The sequence below is a fragment of the Undibacterium sp. FT79W genome, from assembly GCF_014284215.1.
Lineage (GTDB): Bacteria > Pseudomonadota > Gammaproteobacteria > Burkholderiales > Burkholderiaceae_D > Undibacterium > Undibacterium aquatile.
In genome coordinates this window covers 44,882-65,766 of sequence record NZ_JACOGB010000001.1, presented here as the reverse complement: position 1 = coordinate 65,766, position 20,885 = coordinate 44,882, and the positions used below count along the sequence as shown (strand labels likewise).

The 20,885-nt window shown below is 51.4% G+C and carries 20 protein-coding genes; 9 read left to right on the top strand and 11 right to left on the bottom strand.

What is annotated here, in order from left to right:
- Positions 1-36: 36 nt before the first annotated feature.
- From H8K38_RS00280 to H8K38_RS00265, 4 genes are all read right to left on the bottom strand, one after another.
- The gene (locus tag H8K38_RS00280; RefSeq protein WP_186882797.1) at positions 37-483 is read right to left on the bottom strand and encodes an NUDIX domain-containing protein; all 447 of its coding nucleotides are present in this window, start codon (positions 481-483) and stop codon (positions 37-39) included.
- Positions 476-1,354, bottom strand: coding sequence for an ATP-binding protein (locus H8K38_RS00275; protein ID WP_186882796.1), 879 nt, complete (start codon positions 1,352-1,354; stop codon positions 476-478). Before H8K38_RS00275 ends, H8K38_RS00280 begins: the two co-directional genes overlap by 8 nt.
- Before the next feature lie 11 nt (positions 1,355-1,365).
- On the bottom strand, positions 1,366-2,604 hold the full coding sequence (gene argJ / locus H8K38_RS00270) for a bifunctional glutamate N-acetyltransferase/amino-acid acetyltransferase ArgJ (protein WP_186882795.1): 1,239 nt from the start codon (positions 2,602-2,604) through the stop codon (positions 1,366-1,368).
- A 155-nt stretch (positions 2,605-2,759) separates the two neighbouring features.
- On the bottom strand, positions 2,760-3,968 hold the full coding sequence (locus H8K38_RS00265; RefSeq protein WP_186882794.1) for an acyl-CoA dehydrogenase family protein: 1,209 nt from the start codon (positions 3,966-3,968) through the stop codon (positions 2,760-2,762).
- Positions 3,969-4,052: 84 nt separating this feature from the next.
- Between H8K38_RS00265 and H8K38_RS00260 the strand changes: the two genes are divergently transcribed.
- On the top strand, positions 4,053-4,415 hold the full coding sequence (locus H8K38_RS00260; protein ID WP_186882793.1) for a hypothetical protein: 363 nt from the start codon (positions 4,053-4,055) through the stop codon (positions 4,413-4,415).
- A 19-nt stretch (positions 4,416-4,434) separates the two neighbouring features.
- Here H8K38_RS00260 and secA read toward each other — a convergent pair whose 3' ends face one another.
- Both secA and H8K38_RS00250 read right to left on the bottom strand, forming a co-directional pair.
- Positions 4,435-7,197, bottom strand: coding sequence for a preprotein translocase subunit SecA (gene secA, locus H8K38_RS00255; protein ID WP_186882792.1), 2,763 nt, complete (start codon positions 7,195-7,197; stop codon positions 4,435-4,437).
- Positions 7,198-7,368: 171 nt separating this feature from the next.
- The gene (locus H8K38_RS00250; protein ID WP_186882791.1) at positions 7,369-8,325 is read right to left on the bottom strand and encodes a M23 family metallopeptidase; all 957 of its coding nucleotides are present in this window, start codon (positions 8,323-8,325) and stop codon (positions 7,369-7,371) included.
- Positions 8,326-8,395: 70 nt separating this feature from the next.
- Here H8K38_RS00250 and H8K38_RS00245 point away from each other — a divergent pair, with 70 nt between their 5' ends.
- Positions 8,396-8,911: a DciA family protein gene (locus H8K38_RS00245; RefSeq protein WP_186882790.1), complete on the top strand. Its 516-nt coding sequence runs from the start codon at positions 8,396-8,398 to the stop codon at positions 8,909-8,911.
- A 26-nt stretch (positions 8,912-8,937) separates the two neighbouring features.
- Here the strand turns inward: H8K38_RS00245 and H8K38_RS00240 are convergent, their stop codons facing one another.
- Positions 8,938-9,489 carry a cob(I)yrinic acid a,c-diamide adenosyltransferase gene (locus H8K38_RS00240; protein ID WP_186882789.1) on the bottom strand — a complete coding sequence of 184 codons (552 nt, stop codon included), beginning with the start codon at positions 9,487-9,489 and terminating at the stop codon, positions 8,938-8,940.
- Between the two features lie 303 nt (positions 9,490-9,792).
- Here H8K38_RS00240 and H8K38_RS00235 point away from each other — a divergent pair, with 303 nt between their 5' ends.
- Entirely contained in the window at positions 9,793-10,677 is an 885-nt protein-coding gene (locus H8K38_RS00235; RefSeq protein WP_186882788.1) for a LysR substrate-binding domain-containing protein, read from the top strand.
- 108 nt (positions 10,678-10,785) lie between these two features.
- Here the strand turns inward: H8K38_RS00235 and H8K38_RS00230 are convergent, their stop codons facing one another.
- The 4 genes from H8K38_RS00230 to H8K38_RS00215 all read right to left on the bottom strand — a co-directional run bounded on the left by H8K38_RS00230 (position 10,786) and on the right by H8K38_RS00215 (position 14,965).
- Positions 10,786-11,706 (bottom strand): aldo/keto reductase family oxidoreductase, encoded by a 921-nt coding sequence (locus H8K38_RS00230; protein ID WP_186882787.1) that lies wholly within the window; start codon positions 11,704-11,706, stop codon positions 10,786-10,788.
- Entirely contained in the window at positions 11,703-12,353 is a 651-nt protein-coding gene (locus H8K38_RS00225; protein ID WP_186882786.1) for a DsbA family protein, read from the bottom strand. Before H8K38_RS00225 ends, H8K38_RS00230 begins: the two co-directional genes overlap by 4 nt.
- A gap of 57 nt (positions 12,354-12,410) precedes the next feature.
- A complete protein-coding gene (locus tag H8K38_RS00220) occupies positions 12,411-13,532 on the bottom strand; it encodes an anhydro-N-acetylmuramic acid kinase (RefSeq protein ID WP_186882785.1) in 1,122 nt (373 codons plus the stop codon).
- Between the two features lie 62 nt (positions 13,533-13,594).
- Positions 13,595-14,965, bottom strand: a complete 1,371-nt coding sequence (locus tag H8K38_RS00215) for a peptidoglycan DD-metalloendopeptidase family protein (protein ID WP_186882784.1) — start codon at positions 14,963-14,965, stop codon at positions 13,595-13,597.
- A 238-nt stretch (positions 14,966-15,203) separates the two neighbouring features.
- Between H8K38_RS00215 and tyrS the strand changes: the two genes are divergently transcribed.
- The 6 genes from tyrS (at position 15,204) to purH (ending at position 20,872) form a co-directional block, all read left to right on the top strand.
- A complete protein-coding gene (gene tyrS, locus H8K38_RS00210; protein ID WP_186882783.1) occupies positions 15,204-16,472 on the top strand; it encodes a tyrosine--tRNA ligase in 1,269 nt (422 codons plus the stop codon).
- Positions 16,469-16,918 carry a D-aminoacyl-tRNA deacylase gene (dtd, locus tag H8K38_RS00205; protein ID WP_186882782.1) on the top strand — a complete coding sequence of 150 codons (450 nt, stop codon included), beginning with the start codon at positions 16,469-16,471 and terminating at the stop codon, positions 16,916-16,918. Before tyrS ends, dtd begins: the two co-directional genes overlap by 4 nt.
- A 49-nt stretch (positions 16,919-16,967) precedes the next feature.
- Positions 16,968-17,627, top strand: coding sequence for a histidine phosphatase family protein (locus H8K38_RS00200; protein ID WP_186882781.1), 660 nt, complete (start codon positions 16,968-16,970; stop codon positions 17,625-17,627).
- Positions 17,628-17,913: 286 nt separating this feature from the next.
- A complete protein-coding gene (gene dusB, locus H8K38_RS00195) occupies positions 17,914-18,924 on the top strand; it encodes a tRNA dihydrouridine synthase DusB (RefSeq protein ID WP_186882780.1) in 1,011 nt (336 codons plus the stop codon).
- 97 nt (positions 18,925-19,021) lie between these two features.
- Complete coding sequence (locus H8K38_RS00190) at positions 19,022-19,255, top strand: helix-turn-helix domain-containing protein (RefSeq protein ID WP_186882779.1); 234 nt, start codon at positions 19,022-19,024, stop codon at positions 19,253-19,255.
- Positions 19,256-19,306: 51 nt separating this feature from the next.
- Positions 19,307-20,872, top strand: coding sequence for a bifunctional phosphoribosylaminoimidazolecarboxamide formyltransferase/IMP cyclohydrolase (purH, locus tag H8K38_RS00185; RefSeq protein ID WP_186882778.1), 1,566 nt, complete (start codon positions 19,307-19,309; stop codon positions 20,870-20,872).
- The last annotated feature ends 13 nt before the right edge of the window (positions 20,873-20,885 follow it).

The following is a 20,885-nucleotide window of genomic DNA, read 5'->3' as shown; positions in this document are numbered from 1 at the left end:
GCACAGAACCAAGCAATTACGAAGTCGAGAAATGTTTCAAGAAAGAGAGCCGACCTGCGTGGACATCTGGTCGTTTTGCAATAAGCCCAGCCACTCAAGTAGTGGAATTGTCGCCGGTAACAGTGGCGTCACGCCGACACTGCCTTGCCAGGCTAATGCCTGCCCCTCCAGGCTTTGCGGCTCACCCTGCCATTCGCGGCAGATGTAAAAATGCAGCCGGACATGCGCATGCGGATACACATGCTCGACACCACACCACGGCTCCGCACTCAGAATCTGAATGCCCAGCTCTTCGACAAATTCCCGCTTCAGCGCATGCAGAATCGATTCGCCTGCCTCCACTTTGCCGCCGGGGAATTCCCAATATCCTTCGTAGGGTTTTCCTGCAGGGCGCTGGCCGAGCAAGACATCGCCATTCGGCTTCATTAAGATGCCAACCGCCACATCCACCGGTTTAACAGACACAGGCGCAACTTCAGACATGCAGCACCTTTGTCACTTTACCGGCATAGTCACGTGCAAACTGCCACGCGACGCGACCAGAGCGCGAGCCGCGCTGCAAAGCCCAGCGCAGGGCTTCGGCGCGGGCATCGTTAATCTGCTCGCTGCTGCAACCAAAATGACGGAGCCAGTGGGCGACGATGTCCAGATAATCGTCTTGCTTGAATGGGTAAAACGATACCCACAAACCGAAGCGTTCCGACAAAGAGATTTTTTCTTCCACCGTTTCGCCGGGATGCAGATCACCATCGTCGCCATGCGTATAACCGCTGTTATCCGACATTTTTTCCGGCAGCAGATGGCGGCGGTTCGAGGTCGCATAAATCAGGACATTATCGGACTGCGTTGCAATGCTGCCGTCCAGCGCCACTTTCAAGGCTTTATAGCCTGCTTCTCCATCTTCAAAAGATAAATCATCGCAGAAGATGATGAAGCGTTCAGGGCGCTCCGCAATCAGATCAACGATATCACCCAGATCTGCCAGATCGCTTTTATCAACTTCAATCAGACGCAGGCCCTGATCGGCAAACTGGTGCAGGCAAGCTTTGATCAGCGAAGATTTACCTGTGCCTCTGGCTCCGGTCAGCAAGACGTTATTCGCTGGCAGCCCTTGTACAAACTGCCGCGTATTTTGCTCGATCTGCGCCTTTTGCGGTGCGATGTTGTGCAGATCATCGAGCTGAATGGCAGAGGCGTGACGGACAACTTGCAAGTAACCTTGTCCACCACGTTTGCGCCAGCGAAACGCATGACCGAGCTGCCAGTCCGGCGTTGGTGTTGCCATCGGCAACAAACTTTCCAGCCGGTTCAATACATGTTCGGCGCGGAGTAAAAACTGATCAAGCTGCGTCATAGTTCAGCGTATCAGGAACGGTAATCGGCATTGATCGATACGTAGTCGTGCGATAAATCACAGGTCCAGACCGTGGCGCTGGCGTTACCGCGTGCAAGCTTAACGCGAACGGTAATCTCGCTTTGCTTCATCACGCGCTGCCCGTCTTCTTCACGGTAATCAGGATTGCGGCCACCATTTTTCGCCACCCAGACATCATCCAGATACAGATTCAGTTTGCTGACATCCAGATCGGTCACGCCTGCATAACCAATCGCAGCAAGGATGCGGCCGAGATTCGGGTCAGATGCAAAGAAAGCGGTTTTCACCAACGGCGAATGGGCAATCGAGTACGCAATTTTGCGGCATTCTTCGATATCACGCCCTTCTTCGACGGCAATCGTCATGAACTTAGTCGCACCTTCACCGTCACGGATAATCATGTGCGCGAGTTTTTGCGACAGATCGATCACCGCTTTCGCCAGTTGCGCGTATTCCGGTGAACCGATTTCGTTCACTTCCACTTCACCCGCGCCGGTCGCGATCAGCATGAAAGAATCGTTGGTGGAGGTATCACCGTCAATCGTGATGCAGTTAAAGGATTTGTCTGCTGCCTGCTTGACCAGATGATCGAGTACGGGTTGCGCGACTTTTGCGTCCAGCGCCAGATAGCCGAGCATGGTCGCCATATTCGGCTTGATCATGCCGGCGCCTTTACTGATGCCGGTCATGGTGACGGTTTTACCGGCTATCTCTACGGTTGCGGATGCGGCTTTCGGCTGCGTATCGGTCGTCATGATCGCTTCGGCAGCGAAGAACCAGTTGTCTTCTTTCAGATTGGCAATCGCTTGCGGCAAACCGGCCACCAGACGATCAACAGGCAAAGGTTCCAGAATCACGCCGGTGGAAAACGGCAGAATCTGCGCTGCCTCACAACCCAGCAAATCCGCCAGCGCCGCGCAAGTGGCATTCGCCGCCGCCAAGCCGGCATCGCCGGTTCCCGCATTCGCATTGCCAGTATTCACCACCAGTGCACGAATAGGAGCGGATGCCATGTGCATGCCTTCCAGATGGGCTTTCGAGACCTGTACCGGCGCGGCGCAAAAACGATTGGTCGTGAAGACGCCGGACACAGTTGCCGTCGGTGCCAGTTCCATGACCAGCACATCTTTGCGGTTAGCTTTGCGGATACCTGCTTCGGCATGCCCCAGACGAATACCGGCAACCGGTTTCAGATCAGCAGCGACAGGGACGGGAGAATTGACGGCCATGATAGTTTCCTTGCGATGAAATCAAGCCGCCATTGTAGGACATTTTTAGGTCAGCGAACGGCAAAATCAGCACTGGGAATGAATGACAAAACGGATGACATAAGCGGATAACAGAAGCAAAAGCCCGCAGCATCCGCCTCTTCCGGCGCGGGACATTACAAGCCCATCATCATCTGGGCAATGATATTTTTTTGTATCTCGTTAGAACCGCCATAAATCGATAACTTGCGCAGGTTGAAATAATTTGATCCCAGCGAACGCGCATCGCCATCGTTCGCTGCATCGCCGTCATATCCATACATCGATGTTTCCGGCTGGAATGGCTGCGCCTGCGGTCCCAATGCCTGCATCAATAATTCGCTGATGGCTTGCTGAATTTCCGTCCCTTTGATTTTCAGTATCGATGCTTCCGGCCCCGGCGCGCGCTGGCTGGCTTCTGCTGACAGCACGCGCAGGTTGGTAATTTCCAGCGCCATCAGATCAATTTCCACCTGCGCCACGCGCTGCGAAAATTGTGGGTCCGCGAGCAAGGGCAAGCCATTCTTGTATTGAGTGAGCGCCAGCTTTTTCAGGCGTTCCAGTTCACGTTTAGCGATGCCTATTCCGGCGATATTGGTGCGCTCATGGCCCAGTAAAAACTTGGCATACGTCCAGCCCTGATTTTCCTGCCCGACCAGATTTTCTGCCGGCACCCGAACCTGATCAAACCAGACTTCGTTAATTTCGTGCGCGCCATCCATCGTGATAATCGGGCGCACCGTGATGCCCGGCGATTTCATATCGATCAGCAGAAAAGAAATGCCGCGTTGCGGCTTGACCTCTTTATCGGTGCGCACCAGACAAAAAATCCAGTCGGCATACTGCGCCAGCGTGGTCCAGGTTTTCTGCCCGTTGACGAGATAATATTCGCCGTCGGCATCGCGCATTCTGACGGCGCTGGTTTTGACTGCCGCCAGATCAGAGCCCGCACCCGGCTCCGAATAGCCCTGACACCACCACTCATCCGCCGACAAAATTTTGGGCAGATAGCGTTGTTGCTGTTCCCGCGAGCCAAACGCCATCAACACCGGCGCCACCATCTTGATGCCGAATGGCGGCAGGCGTGGTGCACCGGCTGCGGCACAGGCTTCTTCAAACAGATATTTTTGCACGGCAGTCCAGCCGGTGCCACCAAACTGCTGCGGCCAGGAACTGCCGCCCCAGCCTTGCGCGAATAAAATCTTTTGCCAGCGTACATAGTCGTCACGCTCCAGCTTCCAGCCATTCAAGACTTTATCGCGGATATCGGCCGGTAAAGCACGCGCCAAAAACGCCTGCACTTCATCACGGAACATGCCGTCGGCAACACTCAGATTCAGATTCATCACAAGACCCGGATTAGCAAGCAAAAATTAGAAAGCAGAACCCGCAGTATGCAATAAACCAGCGCTGACTGGCACTGTCTTCCGATGCTGCATGGCGGCAATCCATCGTTGCAAAGTCAGGCGATTATCTGGATGACATCAGCGCAATTCTTCATAAAAGAAGCGGTTAAAACGCATACTCCCCCCTGTTTTTATAGAAATCGGCTTAACCTCAGCATAAACATTGGGGCTTTTAAGATACTAGGGGGGAGTATTTTTAATGCATTTTGGAGCAAAAAAAAAGCCGTTGCAGACCAGATTACCAGCTATGTCAGTGCAGGCACGGATGCCGCCACAATGACCAAGACAAACGCAGCCGCTACGGCGACAAACCGCACGATGTTGATCGTGCAGGAAAATGCCCATAAAAAAAGGGATGAATTTCTTCATCCCTTTTTCAATTCGTGACACTAAAGTCAGACTTGCATCACGCCAGCTTGCCGTGGCATTGCTTGTATTTTTTACCGCTGCCGCAAGGGCAAGGATCATTCCGGCCGACCTTCAACGCGTAAGTAATTTCCTGCTGGCCACCGTTATTCGTCGCTGCAGATGGAGCCAGCATTTCTTCCGGTGAGGCGTTTTCATCAAAGTCAGCATGCTGGTAATGCACGTTGCCGACTTGTGATTGCGCCATTTGCTCTTCCGCCGCTTCGATTTCTTCACGCGACTGGATACGGACAGTCACCACGGTGCGAACCACATCGTTTTTGATCAGATCCAGCATTTGTGAGAATAATTCAAACGCTTCGCGCTTGTATTCCTGCTTAGGATTTTTCTGTGCGTAGCCGCGCAGATGGATACCCTGACGCAGATGATCGAGTGCGGCCAGATGCTCACGCCAGTGGCTGTCTATGCTTTGCAACATAACGCTGCGCTCGAAACCGGCAAAAGCGTCTTTGCCGACGATCTCGATTTTTTCCGCGTAGCTCGCGTCCGCCGCCTGCTGCACACGTTCAAGAATATCTTCACCGGTCAGGTTCGGCTCTTTATCCACCATGCTGGTCAGCGGCAGATCCAGCGCCCATTCCGAAGACAATACAGCCTCCAGACCGGGAATATCCCATTGTTCTTCAACCGAACCTGGCGGCACGTAAGCGTGTACCACATCGGCAAACATCCCGTGACGCAGGGACGTCATCAGTTCCGTGATGTCCTGTGCTTCCAGCAATTCATTACGCTGCTGGTAAATCACTTTACGCTGATCATTGGCAACGTCATCGTATTCCAGCAATTGCTTACGCACGTCAAAATTGCGTGCTTCCACTTTACGCTGAGCCGATTCGATCGAACGCGAAACAATGCCCGCTTCAATCGGTTCGCCTTCCGGCATTTTGAGACGTTCCATGATCGCACGTACGCGGTCACCGGCGAAAATGCGCAGCAACTGATCGTCGAGCGACAGATAGAAACGGCTGGAACCAGGATCACCCTGACGACCGGAACGACCACGCAGCTGATTGTCAACACGACGTGATTCGTGACGCTCAGTACCGATGATATGCAAGCCACCGGCATTGACAACCTGCTCGTTGAGCGATTTCCATTCATCGCGTAATTTTTGCGACTGCGCCTGTTTCTCAGCATCAGACAATGCCGGATTCTCATCGATCAGTTGCACCTGTTTGGCGACGTTACCACCGAGCACAATATCGGTACCGCGACCCGCCATATTCGTGGCGATGGTGATCGCTTTCGGGCGACCTGCCTGTGCCACGATTTCCGCTTCACGTGCATGCTGTTTCGCATTCAGCACGTTGTGCGGCAATTTGGCCTTGGTCAGAATACCGGATAACAATTCGGAATTTTCAATCGACGTAGTACCAACCAGCACCGGCTGACCGCGTTCGTAACAATCCTGTATGTCTTTGAGCATCGCACCGTATTTTTCTTCGGCGGATTTATAAACCTGATCCTGACGGTCTTTACGCTGCGAAGGACGATTCGGCGGAATCACGACGGTTTCCAGACCGTAGATTTCCTGGAATTCATACGCTTCGGTATCGGCCGTCCCTGTCATGCCTGACAGCTTGGTGTACATACGGAAATAATTCTGGAAAGTGATCGAGGCCAGTGTCTGATTCTCATTCTGAATCTTGACGCCCTCTTTCGCTTCGACTGCCTGATGCAAACCGTCAGACCAGCGACGACCCGTCATCATACGGCCGGTAAATTCATCAACGATGACGATTTCATCATCCAGCACCACATAGTGCTGGTCTTTGAAATACAAGGCATGCGCACGCAAAGCGGCGTACAGATGGTGAATCAGGCTGATATGCGCCGCGTCATACAGCGATGCGCCTTCCGGCAATAAGCCCATCTGCGTCAGAATTTTTTCAGCTTTGTCGTGACCCGCTTCGGTCAGCAGGACCTGATGCGCTTTTTCATCTTTGGTGTAGTCGCCCGGAACCTCAATGTGGCCTTTACCGTCCGGCGTTTCTTCGCCGATCTGCAAGGTCAGCAGTTTCGGCACTTCATTAATCTTGTAATACAGTTCGGTGTGATTTTCGGCCTGACCGGAAATAATCAGTGGTGTACGCGCTTCATCGATCAGAATCGAATCGACCTCATCGACGACGGCGAAATTCAGACCACGTTGTACGCGGTCTTTCGCTTCAAACACCATGTTGTCGCGCAGGTAGTCAAAGCCGAATTCGTTGTTCGTGCCGTAAGTGATATCGGAGGCATAAGCAGACTGCTTGGCGTCGTGATCGAGTTGCGACAGATTGATACCGGTCGTCAATCCCAGCCAGCCATAGAGTTGCCCCATCCATTCGGCATCGCGCTGCGCGAGGTAATCATTCACCGTCACCACATGCACGCCCTTGCCGGACAAAGCATTCAGATAAATCGGCAGGGTACCCATCAGGGTTTTACCTTCGCCGGTACCCATCTCTGCAATTTTGCCGTAGTGCAGAACCATACCGCCTATCATCTGCACATCAAAGTGGCGCATTTTCAGGACGCGCTTACTGGCTTCGCGGCACACCGCAAATGCTTCTACCAGCAAACTGTCTAAAGTTTCACCTTTCGCTACGCGGGCTTTAAATTCAGCAGTCTTGGCTTGTAAAGCCTCGTCCGACAGAGTTTCCAGCTGAGGTTCCAATGCGTTGATCTCACGCACCGTCTTTTGGTATTGCTTCAAAAGCCGCTGATTACGGCTGCCGAATATCTTGGTCAGGAATGACATGCTATGAACGAAAAGTTAAATTCTGAAAAAAGCCGCAGCAAAAACTTGCTTGCACAGCAACAATATGGGATAACTCACGATTTTACCACGCGGGAACGGCTTGACCAGCAAATCACTGCTGAAACCTTGACGCATTGGTACGAGTTGGTGGCTATTTGGACAAACTCAAGCCTATTTTTGGTTCAAAGCAGAGAGACTGGCCTGATTGGCTCCGGCCGACAGGAATTTATGCGGATTTTGCGGCACATCCTTGACCCGCACCTCAAAATGCAGATGGGCGCCGGTTGAGCGACCGGTCGAGCCAATATCGGCAATATGCTGTCCGCGTTTGACGATATCGCCGAGCTTCACATAAATTCTGGAGGTATGCGCATAACGGGTAATCAGCTCACCGCCGTGATCAATTTCCAGCATATTGCCGAACTGCGGATGATATTCAGCGGCAATCACCACGCCACCAGCGGCAGCCTGAATCGGCGTTCCGGTCGGCGCTGAAAAATCGATGCCTTCATGGAATGCGCTGCGCCCGGTAAACGGATCAAGGCGCCAGCCAAATCCGGAGGCGTTATACGCAACATTCACTGGCTGTATCGTCGGCAGCATTTTTGACTGTATCTTGAAACCCATCAGCTTCGTTTCGACGACATTCATATAATCGGAGCGATGTTCAAGATCCTTTTCTAACACGTCCAGCGCTGCCTGAAACTCTTCCATATTCAGTTCATGCGAAGGTGCGCTGGAAATTTCCGGGCCGCCGCGCGCTGGCAGCTCCTTGAAATTAAACTCCTCAGGCTTGACGCCCGCCAATCCTTGCACACGCTCGCCCAGCGCGTCGAGCCGTATCAATTGCGCCTGCATTTCACCCAGCTTAACCGCCATTGCCGCCAGGTTTTCTTTGACATAGCGGTCTTTCGCATTCGGATCGTTTGGCAGAGCGGCGCTGGCCGGCAGGATATTTCGCAAGAAAGGTAAATCGGCACTCGCCAACCGGAATGTGAGCGCCGCCATCAGCGCACCGCAAATAATCGTGATGAGCATAAAACCCAGTATCGCCAGCACTACATGATGTGACGACAAGGTCACCGATTTCGCTTGGGTAAAGCGGGAGTGCATTAATATAATTTGCATCAATACTACCCCTTAAAAACTGTGTGGAATGCGGCTGTAACGCCGCCCGGTTTGTGGTAATGTGCTGCCCATGTCAACACCATTCACACCATCGCGACCTCCGTACCGAATCAATATCAAGCGCGGACGCCCGGTTATGGGTGCCACTGGCGCTGGCGATTTTTTGCGTAGCAACGATAAAATTTCGCCGCTGCTACCTACGATACAACGTCATTTGTCGCTGCAAAAAGATTGCGGTGCGATTTTGCCGCCGATATTTGATACCTGTGAAGTCATGCAACTGGCAGATGGTCTGCTGACGCTGTCTGCGCCGAATGCGGCATTAGCAACCAAACTGAAACAACAATGCCCGAAATTGCTGAGCAGCTTGCAAGAGCGGGGCTGGCAGATTAACGCAGTCCGCATCAAAGTACAAGTCAGGCGGGTCGTAGAAAAAGCCCCGCCTGTGAAACAACTGGCACTCTCAGGCAAAGCACTGCAGGCATTCAGCACCTTGGAACAGAATCTGGAAAACACATCCCAGAACACGGATCTGCTTGCGGCACTGTCACGCCTGCTAGAGCGCCATCAACAACCAAAAAAATAACACTGAGCATCACAGTGCAGCAGCAATCAGCGCTCGCGTTCTTTTTCCCACAGAACATCGCTGCCGCCATCAACCCGATTCAAAACCCGCGATAAAACGAACAGCAAATCAGACAGACGATTCATATACTGACGCGGATGATCATTGATGGCTTCATTTTTCCCGACACTCACAATCGCCCGCTCAGCGCGCCGGCAAACGGTGCGGCACACATGCGCCAGCGCTGCTGGCCGGTTTCCCCCGGGCAGAATAAAATCCCGCAACGGCGGCAAATCGGCATTGTATTTTTCCAGCAAAGCGTCCAGACGTGCGACCTGCGCCTCAGTAATCAGGCTATAGCCGGGAATACACAACTCGCCGCCCATATCAAATAAATCATGCTGAATAGAGATCAGCTCATGCCGCAACTGCGGCGATAAGTTTTCACACAACAAGACGCCGATATGTGAATTCAGTTCATCCACATCACCCATCGCGTGCACCCGTAACGCGTCTTTATCGACACGACTGCCGTCACCCAGACCAGTGGTACCAGTATCGCCGGTACGTGTCGCAATTTTTGAAAGTCGGTTACCCATAGCTCATATAATTCGGACTGAAGTCGCAGAGCATAAGCCAAAAACGTCGGGAACGCATCATAATAGACACCATCGAATATGCTGCTTACCAGCATAAAATAAAAAACCAGCGTTATCGTAGGCCAGATCCGGGTGTACTTAATAACTGCAATGCTGAGAGGCTTATAAGGCTGCTGTCAGAAATGCGCGTCATAATGGTGGATTAGCGGCTATTCGCGCCGCCTTCGCTATGCCAATAAACGAGACACACTGCATGCATGTGCGCCACTGAGCGCATGGGATGAAGAATAATCAGGATACAGAATGGCTACAAGATTACCTCCGGTTCACGCTCTTTCCGCTTTTGAAGCGGCCGCCCGCTTTGGATCATTTGCCGTTGCAGCAGAAGAGCTGTGCATCACCCCTTCCGCGCTTTCCCACCGCATACGTTTACTCGAAGAACATTTGTGCGAACGTGTGTTTGTCAGAGAAGGCCGCAGCGTCACACTGACTGAATTCGGTCGTCGCTATCTTGACGTGGTGCGGAATGTGTTGCGCACTTTGTCTGATTTTCCGTTGCCCAATAAAGCAACGCAAAATCAGATGCGAGTCAAAGTCACGGTGCCACCAACGTTTGCCCGCTACATGTTCATGCCACGTCTGGCAGAATTCACCAGCAAACATCCTGACATCGAAGTGGAAGTCTATCTGTTTGTTCCCTTATACGATCTCAGCCTGTCAGAAAGTGATGTCGAGGTCAGATTCGGCGCGGGAGAATATCCTAATCTCGTCACTAAAAAACTGTTTATCGAACCAAGCTTTGCTGTTGCCAGCCCAGCCTATCTGAAAACGATTCCGAAGATCAGCACACCGGCTGATTTACGCCATGCCTGTTTGCTACGCTCGGCGCTGGAACCATGGCAACCCTGGTTTGAAGTCGCCGGTTTAGACTGGGCTGAACCAACGCATGGATTACGCGTAGATGATCTGGGATTATTACTTGAGGCGATTAAACATGGTCATGGTGTTGGTTTAACACGCCAGCACTTTGCGCAGGAAATGATAGACAACGGAGAAGTCATTCGCCTGTTTGACACACAACTGGCAACGCCGCCGCACGCCTACCATCTGGTACACGAAGCACAGCCAAGCCTGAGACCGGAAGTAGCACTGTTCATCGAATGGATGCAGTCTGTCTTTAAGGATTAATGCGGGCAGCGCCAGCCTGGTGCTACCACGTTATCAATTGATCCGGCACAGTCAAAATAAAAATCTTTATCAAGGCTGTATCCCTTGCAGACAGGGCGTTGACTAAGATCAGTCAACTCCTTTTCCGGCTGCGGCACACCAGAGAGAAAACCATTGCTCACGGCTCAATGTCTGGCTACATGCAAGAACAGCTTCACGCAATGCCGACATACGCCCAGATCCAGTCAGCACCATCGGCTTGGACGGATGTTGTAATACCCAGGCAATCGCAACCGTTGCCAGAGGCACCTGAAGTTCTGCGGCCACCTGACCCAAAGCAACGCGGACACGCTGCACATCGGCATTCGCTGTGGCATCCGATAATAAAGCACCACCACCCAATGCCGACCAGATCATCGGCGCAATACGCAATCGTTGGCACAAATCTAGTGTGCCGTCATGCAAAGGCGACAGATGCAACAGCGAGAGTTCGACCTGATTTGTGACCAATGGAAAACGTGATGCCAGTAAATCAAATTGCGACGGCGTAAAATTCGACACGCCGAAATGTGCGACCTTGCCACTTTGCTGTAAATGATGAAATGCCTCAGCGATTTCATCGGCATCCATCAAAGGATCGGGACGATGAATCAACAGCAGATCCAGACGATCAATCTGCATTGCCCGCAAAGAATTTTCGGCAGAAGCAATGATGTGCTGGCGACTGGTATCGTAGTGCTTAAGATGATGCTCAGGGCGATGCTGCGACACCAGTTTGATACCGCACTTACTCACGAACTGAAATTCTTTTTTTAATTCAGGCGCTATATGCAACGCCTCTCCGAGCAGGCGTTCACTCTGGTAATCGCCGTAAATATCCGCCTGATCTATGGTTGTAATACCGAGTTCCAGCGCCTCTTGCAAAAAACTGACCCGTTCTTGCGGTGTTTTTTGCCAACTCGCGAGTCGCCACAGGCCAAGAACGATACGGGAAAATTCCGGACCACCGGGGGCAATCTGAATACGTGGGGAAATCAATGAGGTATTCATATTTTTTTTATTTCCTGAATCGCGGAAACTAATTCCGCTGTTTTCGTGAAGCCGGATGCAATCATGTGCAAGGCATTGTCGTGAACCAATAACAGTGCGGGGAAGCCGCGTATTCCCCAGCGCTGGCATTGCTCAAATTCCTGCCGCGTGTCCGCCATGCACATCGGTGACACGAGTGTTTCGTAAAAACTGGACGCATCAAAACTATCGTCGCCGTCCATCCCATTCAGGGCATTGACCGCAACATCCGAAAGAATATGTAAATCGGTTACGTCTTTGCCTTCGGCATAAAACGCATGTTGAATAGCGCGAAAGACCGATAACAACTGCACTGGTGCAAGATGATCCGCCAGCATTTTGGTCGCCACAACTGCCCGGCATGCGGGCTCAGTATCGTATTTAAAACCTTCTTGCGTCATCCCTGTTGCGGCAAACGGCAGACCGGTAGCTTCGGCGACATGCGTCCAGTGACCGCGTATGGTTTGTCGTTGTTCCTCACCCATGATCTCCTGGTTATAGGCGCGCAAGCCACCGACGACGATATCCAGATTCGCCTCCGGCATCAGTTCCAGCAAGGCTTGCAACTCCGGACCAAAACCGTAGCACCATGAACACATAGGGTCAGCGACGTAGATCAGTTGAATCATGCGATATCTCTTTTCATAGCGAGAAAAAAATCAAATAGGGGTCAGAGTGTACGCAATTTATGCTGGATACAGCGCACCAAGAATACGCGGGCCTTTGGCGCCAGTGACTACCGGCAGATTACCCGGACGGCGCAAACAAAATTGTTGCGCCAGCCAGGCAAAAGCCATCGCTTCAACTTGCTCCGGTGCGACACCAAGCGCATCCGTGCTGCACACCAACGCGGACGATCCGGCCTCAAACAAAAAAGTCTGCAACATCAGCATCAGACGACGGTTAAACGCACCGCCGCCGCACACATAAACGGCCTTTGCCTGCTGTCCGCCGTAAGTACAAATCGCCTGCGCCAGACTCATCGCGGTGTAAGCGCACAATGTCGCCTGTACGTCGGCAGCGGGTACGGTATCAAATCCCTGTAATTGCTGTTGCAACCATGCGGGATGAAACAGATCACGTCCGGTGCTTTTGGGCGGAGCAAGATGCAAATAAGGCTCAGCCATGAGTTTCTCAAGCAATGCTGAATTCACATCACCTTGCGATGCCCAGGCACCGTCGGCATCATAGTTTTTTGCCTGATGCTGATGTATCCAGTAATCCATCAGCACATTGCCTGGCCCGGTATCAAAACCAGTCGTGCTGCCATCCGCGCCGAGAATACTGATATTACTGATGCCGCCGATATTGGCGACGACTCTGCATTCATTGTCGGCCGCAAATACGGCGTGATGAAATGCCGGCACCAACGGTGCGCCTTGTCCGCCTGCAGCGATATCGCGACTGCGGAAATCAGCAATCACATCAATGCCGGTTAATTCGGCCAGTAAAGAGGGGTTGTTCGTTTGACGGGTATAACCCAGCTCGGGCCGGTGCCGTATCGTTTGTCCGTGTACACCGATTGCCCGGACATCCTGAAGAGGATATTGCTCAGACAAAAGATGAACGCACTCAGCATAGGCTCGCGCCAGCGCGTTGGCCAGCAAGGCTTCCTGATGCAGTTCATCATTGCAATTACTCTGCAACATCATTGCCTGCTGTCGTATCTCTGTTGAAAACGGAAGGTAAGCACTGGCAAGCAACTCCACAGGCTTTCCCGGTGTTTCAGGTAAGCGCACGAGCACCCCATCCACACCGTCAAGGCTGGTGCCAGACATTAAACCAATATACAAAGAAGCATTCTGCATATGCACATCACTAAAATGAAAAAGGCCGAACGCAATGTTCGGCCTGTATTGAGCTTATCGCTTTAACGGGATGCCAGTTTCATCGTTTCCGCTAAACGTTCAGGACGCAGCAAATTGAAGCGGTGATGCATTTCAGCAGCAACTACTTTGAAACGCGGCATATCGTTTCCTGCCAATGGCGGAGCCTCTGGCAAACTGATGCCCATAGGATCCCGTGCCTCATTATTCACACGGAACTCATAATGCAGATGAGGGCCAGTTGCCCAGCCAGTTGAGCCGACATAGCCGATGACTTCACCCTGACTAACACGGCTGCCTTTATGTATGCCAGCCGCGAAACGGCTCATGTGCGCATAGGCTGTGCTGTAATTGGAATGATGCTTCACCACCACCAGATTACCGTAACCATTGCTTGGTCCAACAGAATCCACAATACCATCAGCAGTCGCACGAATCGGCGTTCCTGTCACGGCGGCAAAATCGACACCTTTATGCGCTTTCCACTGACCTGAAATCGGGTGTACGCGCATCGAGAATCCCGAAGAGATACGGGTAAATTCCAACGGCGATTTGAGGAAAGACTTTTTGAGAGACTTACCGTCGAAAGTGTAATAACCACCCTGACCACCGGCTTCATCAAACCACACAGATTGGTAAGTTTTTCCGGCATTAGTGAATTCACCTGCGAGTACCCGGCCAGTTTTCACAAGTTGGCCGTTTTGCCAGAAACTTTCATAGACCACATTAAACTGATCTCCGCGTTGCAGCTTGCGAAAATCAATGTTCGTTTCAAACATACTGACAATCTGCGACGCCACATTATCAGCGATGTTCGCCTCATCCGTCGCTGCAAACAGCGAGGAAACGATATTGCCGGAGGTCATTTCAACGCGACGCTCCAGCGCAGCAGGCGCATCGGTTGCCACGAAATGCCCCGAAGCATCGCGTTTGACTTCGATATTCCGGGCCGGCTTATCTGTACCGTCCACGACTGTCGTCTGCAACCATTCCAGCTCGCCGTCTTCATTCGTTTTGACGCGAACGGACTTATCGGTACGCAACTGTAATAAGCTGCGCGCCACATTATCGGTTTTAATGAAAGTATTCGCGTCGGCGTCATCCACGCCCAGGCGCAACAATAAGCCACTGAGCGTGTCGCCACGACGGACTATCTCTTCGCGAACATACTGCTGATCAGCATTGGCCAATGCAGCGACTTGTTCATCAAGGCTGGGTAAAGGCAATTCTTTGGTAATTTTTTTAACCGGCAAATCTGCCGCATCCGGTGCCAGAGGCGCAACGGCCGTCGCACCTACAGCACAGACAGCGAAGAATAAAGCAGTGACGGAAACAATACGGGAAACGCGGGTGGAACCTAACAACAGTCTGGAGCTGCCGGTAGCCACACGAAGTAATTTATCTGATGGTCGCATGCAATAAGTTAAAATTGACTGTTTTTATCGAAAATTCGGGGGTCGCTGCAGCAATAATATTCTAAGCAAAACATGCTCGAAGAATATGATCGGCGACAAACCAAGGCTGGATTATAAAGCAAGAAAACTTGATCCCAGCAAAATTAAACCGACACCCAGAATCTGGCAAAACGCTGATTATTGATTCAGAATGAGAACCCTGACCAGCGATGTTACAAAAAATCTCGTTTAAATACCTATGACTTCTGCACACAATTCCAACTCCAGTTCCAGCATCATCACGCCAGCCAAAGCCTTGCCACTATCCGATGCCGTACAACACGCCCTCGCGGTCACCAAACGTGGCGTTGACGAATTGCTCATCGAAAGCGAATTTGCGCAAAAACTCGCCCGCAGCGAACAAACTGGCAAACCTTTACGTATCAAACTGGGGCTGGATCCGACTGCACCAGATTTGCACCTTGGTCATACTGTCGTTCTGAATAAATTACGGCAGTTGCAAGATTTAGGCCATCAGGTTATCTTTCTGATTGGTGATTTCACATCGATGATCGGCGATCCTTCCGGACGCAATATCACCCGCCCGCCGCTGACGCGTGAGCAGATCGAGGAAAACGCCAAAACTTACTTCCGGCAAGCGAGCCTGGTATTAGATCCGGCAAAAACTGAAATCCGTTACAACTCAGAATGGTGTGATCCGCTGGGTGCACGCGGCATGATTCAGTTGTCATCAAAATATACTGTGGCTCGTATGATGGAGCGCGATGACTTCACCAAACGTTTCAAAGCAGGCACGCCGATTTCGGTACACGAATTTCTGTATCCGCTGATGCAGGGCTATGATTCCGTCGCATTACATGCCGACCTCGAACTGGGTGGCACAGATCAGAAATTCAATTTACTGGTCGGACGCGAACTACAAAAAGATTACGGACAAGAGCAACAATGTATTCTGACCATGCCACTGCTGGAAGGTCTGGACGGCGTTGAAAAGATGTCGAAATCAAAAAATAACTACATCGCCATCACGGAACCGGCAAATAACATGTTCGCCAAGATCATGAGTATTTCAGACGAGATGATGTGGAAGTATTACGACCTGCTTTCGTTCTGCTCTATTGAGCAAATTGCGAACTATAAAAAAGCCGTTGCTGACGGCCAGAATCCACGCGATATCAAGGTTGCGCTGGCGCAGGAGATCGTTGCCCGCTTCCATAATAAACAAGCTGGTGAAGATGCACTGTCCGATTTCGTTAACCGCTCGAAAGGTGGTATACCGGACAACGTGCCGGAAGTCAGCTTGAGCGGTGCGCCAGTCGGCATCGCGCAATTATTGAAACAAGCAAATCTGTGTGCATCGACCTCTGAAGCTTTGCGTATGATTGAGCAAGGCGGCGTACGTATTGACGGCACCGTTCTCAGTGACAAAGGCTTGAAAGTCGAAGCCGGGACATTTGTATTACAAGTCGGCAAACGAAAATTTGCCCGCGTGACTTTGTCAGCATGATCGGACTATTGCAACGCGTCAGCCATGCCAGTGTCGTCGTCGATGGTGAAACCACCGGCGCGATCACGGCAGGCTTAATGGTATTGGTCTGCGCAGAACGCGGCGACAGTGAAACCGAGGCGGATGCCTTACTCAATAAGCTGCTGACCTACCGCGTATTCAGTGATGATGCTGGAAAAATGAACCTCAGCATTACAGATACGCAGGGCGGCTTATTGCTGGTACCGCAATTCACGCTGGCGGCCAATACCAACGCCGGCACCCGCCCTTCGTTCACACCAGCCGCACCACCTGATGTCGCGCGCCAATTGTTCGACTATTTTGTCCGGCAAGCAAAAAGCAAACACAGCACAGTCGAGACTGGCCGTTTTGGTGCCGACATGAAAGTGTCGCTGACCAACGACGGCCCTGTCACATTTTGGTTGGAAACAAAAAAATCGGCGTAACGACATTTACGTAGCTGTCTCGACGTGCCTGCAACTATCCACAAATCAGATGACTGAAATTCTCCTTATCCGCCACGGTGAAACACCCTGGAATGCTATTAAACGCTTGCAGGGGCACCTTGATATTCCATTGAATGCACAAGGAACGCAGCAGGCAAAGGCGCTGGCGTGGTCGCTGCAAAATGAAAAACTGGATGCCATCATTTCCAGTGATTTACAACGGGCAGTGCAGACTGCCGGTGAAATCGCGCGCTTGCAAGGCATCAGTACCCGCATCGATGCTGGCTTACGCGAACGTTGCTATGGCGGCTTTGAAGGACAACTGTACAGCGAGATTCCACATGTTTTTCCGGAAGCCTATGCGGCCTGGAAATCGCATGATCCTGATGCAGAATTTCCTCCGGGGGAAAATAAAGGTGAGACGACACGTCAGTTTCATCAACGTATCATCGAGCACATTGAGCACTACGCACAACAATTCGAAGGAAAAAAAATCGCCCTGGTCGCCCACGGTGGTGTACTCGAATGCGCGTATCGTGCAGCCAAAGGATTACCGTTGAATGCTCCGCGTGAGGTGACGATTTACAACGCAAGCATTAACCGCTTTGAGTACAAAGACCATGCTTTGCAACTGATCCAGTGGGGAGACACTGCCCATCTCGATACTGACGCCATGGATGAAATTAATCAAAACGATAAAGCATCCTGACGTCGTTCATATCGCTCATTTCCACTGATAGCGCTGATGCAAGCACCGCATCCGCTCTACACCAAGCCCCACACATGCTGCCCAATTTTCAGCCAAACTTCAACCAAACAAAACATGACGACAAGCCAGTACCGACTGGCTGTCGAAATTTAGAAAAGCAAGTCTAAAGCTATCAAAATCGCGACCTGATTGAAATAAATATTCCTTCAGAAAACAGCGTATTTGCTAATTATTTAGGCAGGTTTCAGGTAAAATAGCGCTTCTTCAAATTCCCTCCCACCTCATCGTGCAAATTGGTTCCTACGTCTTGCGTAACAATATTTTTGTGGCTCCCATGGCTGGGGTCACCGACAGACCTTTCCGTCAGTTATGCAAAGAACTTGGTGCAGGTTATGCCGTTTCGGAAATGGCGGCATCGAATCCGAAATTATGGGAAACCGAAAAATCGACCCGACGCACTAACCATGCCGGAGAGATGGAACCCAAGGCAGTACAGATCGCAGGCGCAGACCCACAAATGCTTGCAGATTGCGCAAAACATAATGTGGATAAGGGCGCGCAGATCATCGACATCAACATGGGTTGCCCGGTCAAGAAAGTATGCAATGCGTGGTGTGGCTCGGCGTTACTGCAAAACGAAGCTCTGGTTGGCGACATTCTCGATGCCGTGGTCGGTGCTGTCGATGTGCCTGTCACACTGAAATTCCGTACCGGCTGGGATAGAGCAAATAAAAACGCGCTGACGATTGCACGTATGGCGGAATCTGCTGGCATACAAATGCTGACCTTGCATGGCCGTACCCGTGCTGACGGCTACAAAGGCGATGCCGAATACGACACCATTGCCGCCGTCAAAGCGGCGGTGACTATTCCAGTGGTTGCCAATGGCGATATCACCACGCCGGAAAAAGCAAAATACGTGTTAGAAGTCACCGGTGCAGATGCGATCATGATAGGACGAGCGGCACAAGGGCGGCCCTGGATCTTTCGCGAAATCGAACATTTCCTCGCAACTGGCGAACACTTACCGCCGCCATTGATCAGCGAAGTCCGGCACCTGATGGATAACCATCTGAAAGCACATTATGAGTTTTACGGTGAGTATCTTGGTGTCAGGACTGCGCGCAAACACATAGGCTGGTACGTGCAGGAACTCGTCAACGGCGAGGAATTCCGGCAGCAAATGAATTTGCTGACCTCGTGCGATGAACAACTTGATGCCGTCAGTCATTTTTTTGATCGCATGGCGGGGGAACGGTTACAATACCGCCCCTTTGAAGAAAAAATGGCGGCGTAAAACAAACCGATATTTGTAATCCGACCGCATAACATCAGCGCCTTCAGCATTGAAATGAAAGCGCCGACCGGCATAACCGAACAGTGACAAAAACAGCATGAGCAAAGATAGCATTCAGGACGCCGTCCATAAAAATCTGGAAAAATATTTCCGCGATCTCGGCGAACAACCCGCCTCCAATATTTACGACATGGTTGTATTAGCAGTAGAAAAACCTATGCTGGAAATGGTGATGATACGCGCCTCCAGCAACCAGTCACAAGCAGCAGACATGCTCGGCATTAACCGCAATACCTTGCGCAAGAAATTGCAGCAGCACGGTTTGCTGTAATTATTTGCCGCCAGCGCCTGACACCGATTTCCTTAATCACTTATCTTCATCATGATCAAACAAGCTCTTATCTCCGTCTCCGACAAGACCGGTGTGCTCGAATTTGCACGTGAATTGTCTGCACTCGGTGTCAAGTTGCTCTCCACCGGCGGCACCGCTAAATTATTGGCCGATAATGGTTTGGCTGTAACCGAAGTAGCGGACTACACGGGCTTTCCTGAAATGCTCGACGGACGTGTGAAAACACTGCACCCGAAAGTACACGGCGGTATTCTGGCGCGCCGCGATTTTCCTGAGCATGTTGCAGCGCTTGAACAGCATGGCATTCCGACGATAGATATGGTCGTTGTGAATCTCTACCCTTTCCAGCAAACGGTAGCCAAAGCAGAATGCTCACTTGAAGATGCGATTGAGAACATCGATATCGGTGGACCGACGATGCTGCGCTCATCGGCAAAAAATCACAAAGACGTGACCGTGATTGTTGACCCCAGCGACTACACCGTGGTTCTCGCTGAAATGAAGGCGAATAACAATGTCGTCAGCTATGACACCAAGTTCACGCTGGCAAAAAAAGTCTTTGCGCATACCGCACAATATGACGGTGCAATCACTAACTATCTGACCAGCCTCGGTGAAGATAAAGCACACACGACACGCAGCGCTTATCCGCAGACACTGAATCTGCATTTCGACAAAGTGCAGGAAATGCGTTATGGCGAAAACCCGCATCAGTCGGCAGCTTTTTATCGTGATTTGAAAACAGTGGATGGTGCACTCGCCAACTACAAACAATTGCAAGGCAAAGAACTGTCTTACAACAATATCGCTGACTCCGATGCAGCGTGGGAATGCGTTAAGTCGTTCAAAGAATCCGCTTGCGTCATCGTTAAGCATGCGAATCCTTGCGGCGTAGCTGTAGCCCCGACACCATTTGACGCATACAGCAAAGCATTGCAAACCGACCCCACATCAGCCTTTGGCGGCATCATTGCATTCAACCGTGAACTCGATGGCAAAGCAGCAGAAATCGTCGCTAAACAATTCGTTGAAGTGCTGATCGCACCATCGTTCACAGCAGAAGCAAAAGCGATTTTTGCGGCGAAACAAAACGTGCGTTTGTTGGAAATTGCCTTGGGCAACGAAGTCAATCAATACGACGTCAAACGCGTCGGCGGTGGCTTGCTGGTACAGGCACCGGACGCGAAAAACGTTTTGCAGGAAGAATTGCGCGTCGTCTCCAAACTTCAACCGACACCACAACAAATGGCCGACATGATGTTTGCATGGCGTGTCGCGAAATACGTTAAATCGAATGCGATCGTATTCTGTGGCAACGGTATGACGCTGGGTGTCGGCGCCGGTCAGATGAGCCGTATTGATTCTGCGCGTATCGCTTCGATCAAAGCACAAAATGCCGGGCTGTCGCTGATAGGTTCTGCTGTAGCGTCAGATGCATTCTTCCCGTTCCGTGACGGTCTGGATGTAGTGGTCGATGCAGGCGCGACTTGTGTGATTCATCCGGGTGGCTCTATGCGCGATCAGGAAGTCATTGATGCCGCAGATGAACGCGGTGTGGTGATGGTCTATACTGGCACACGTCATTTCCGTCATTAATCATTCGCCTTGC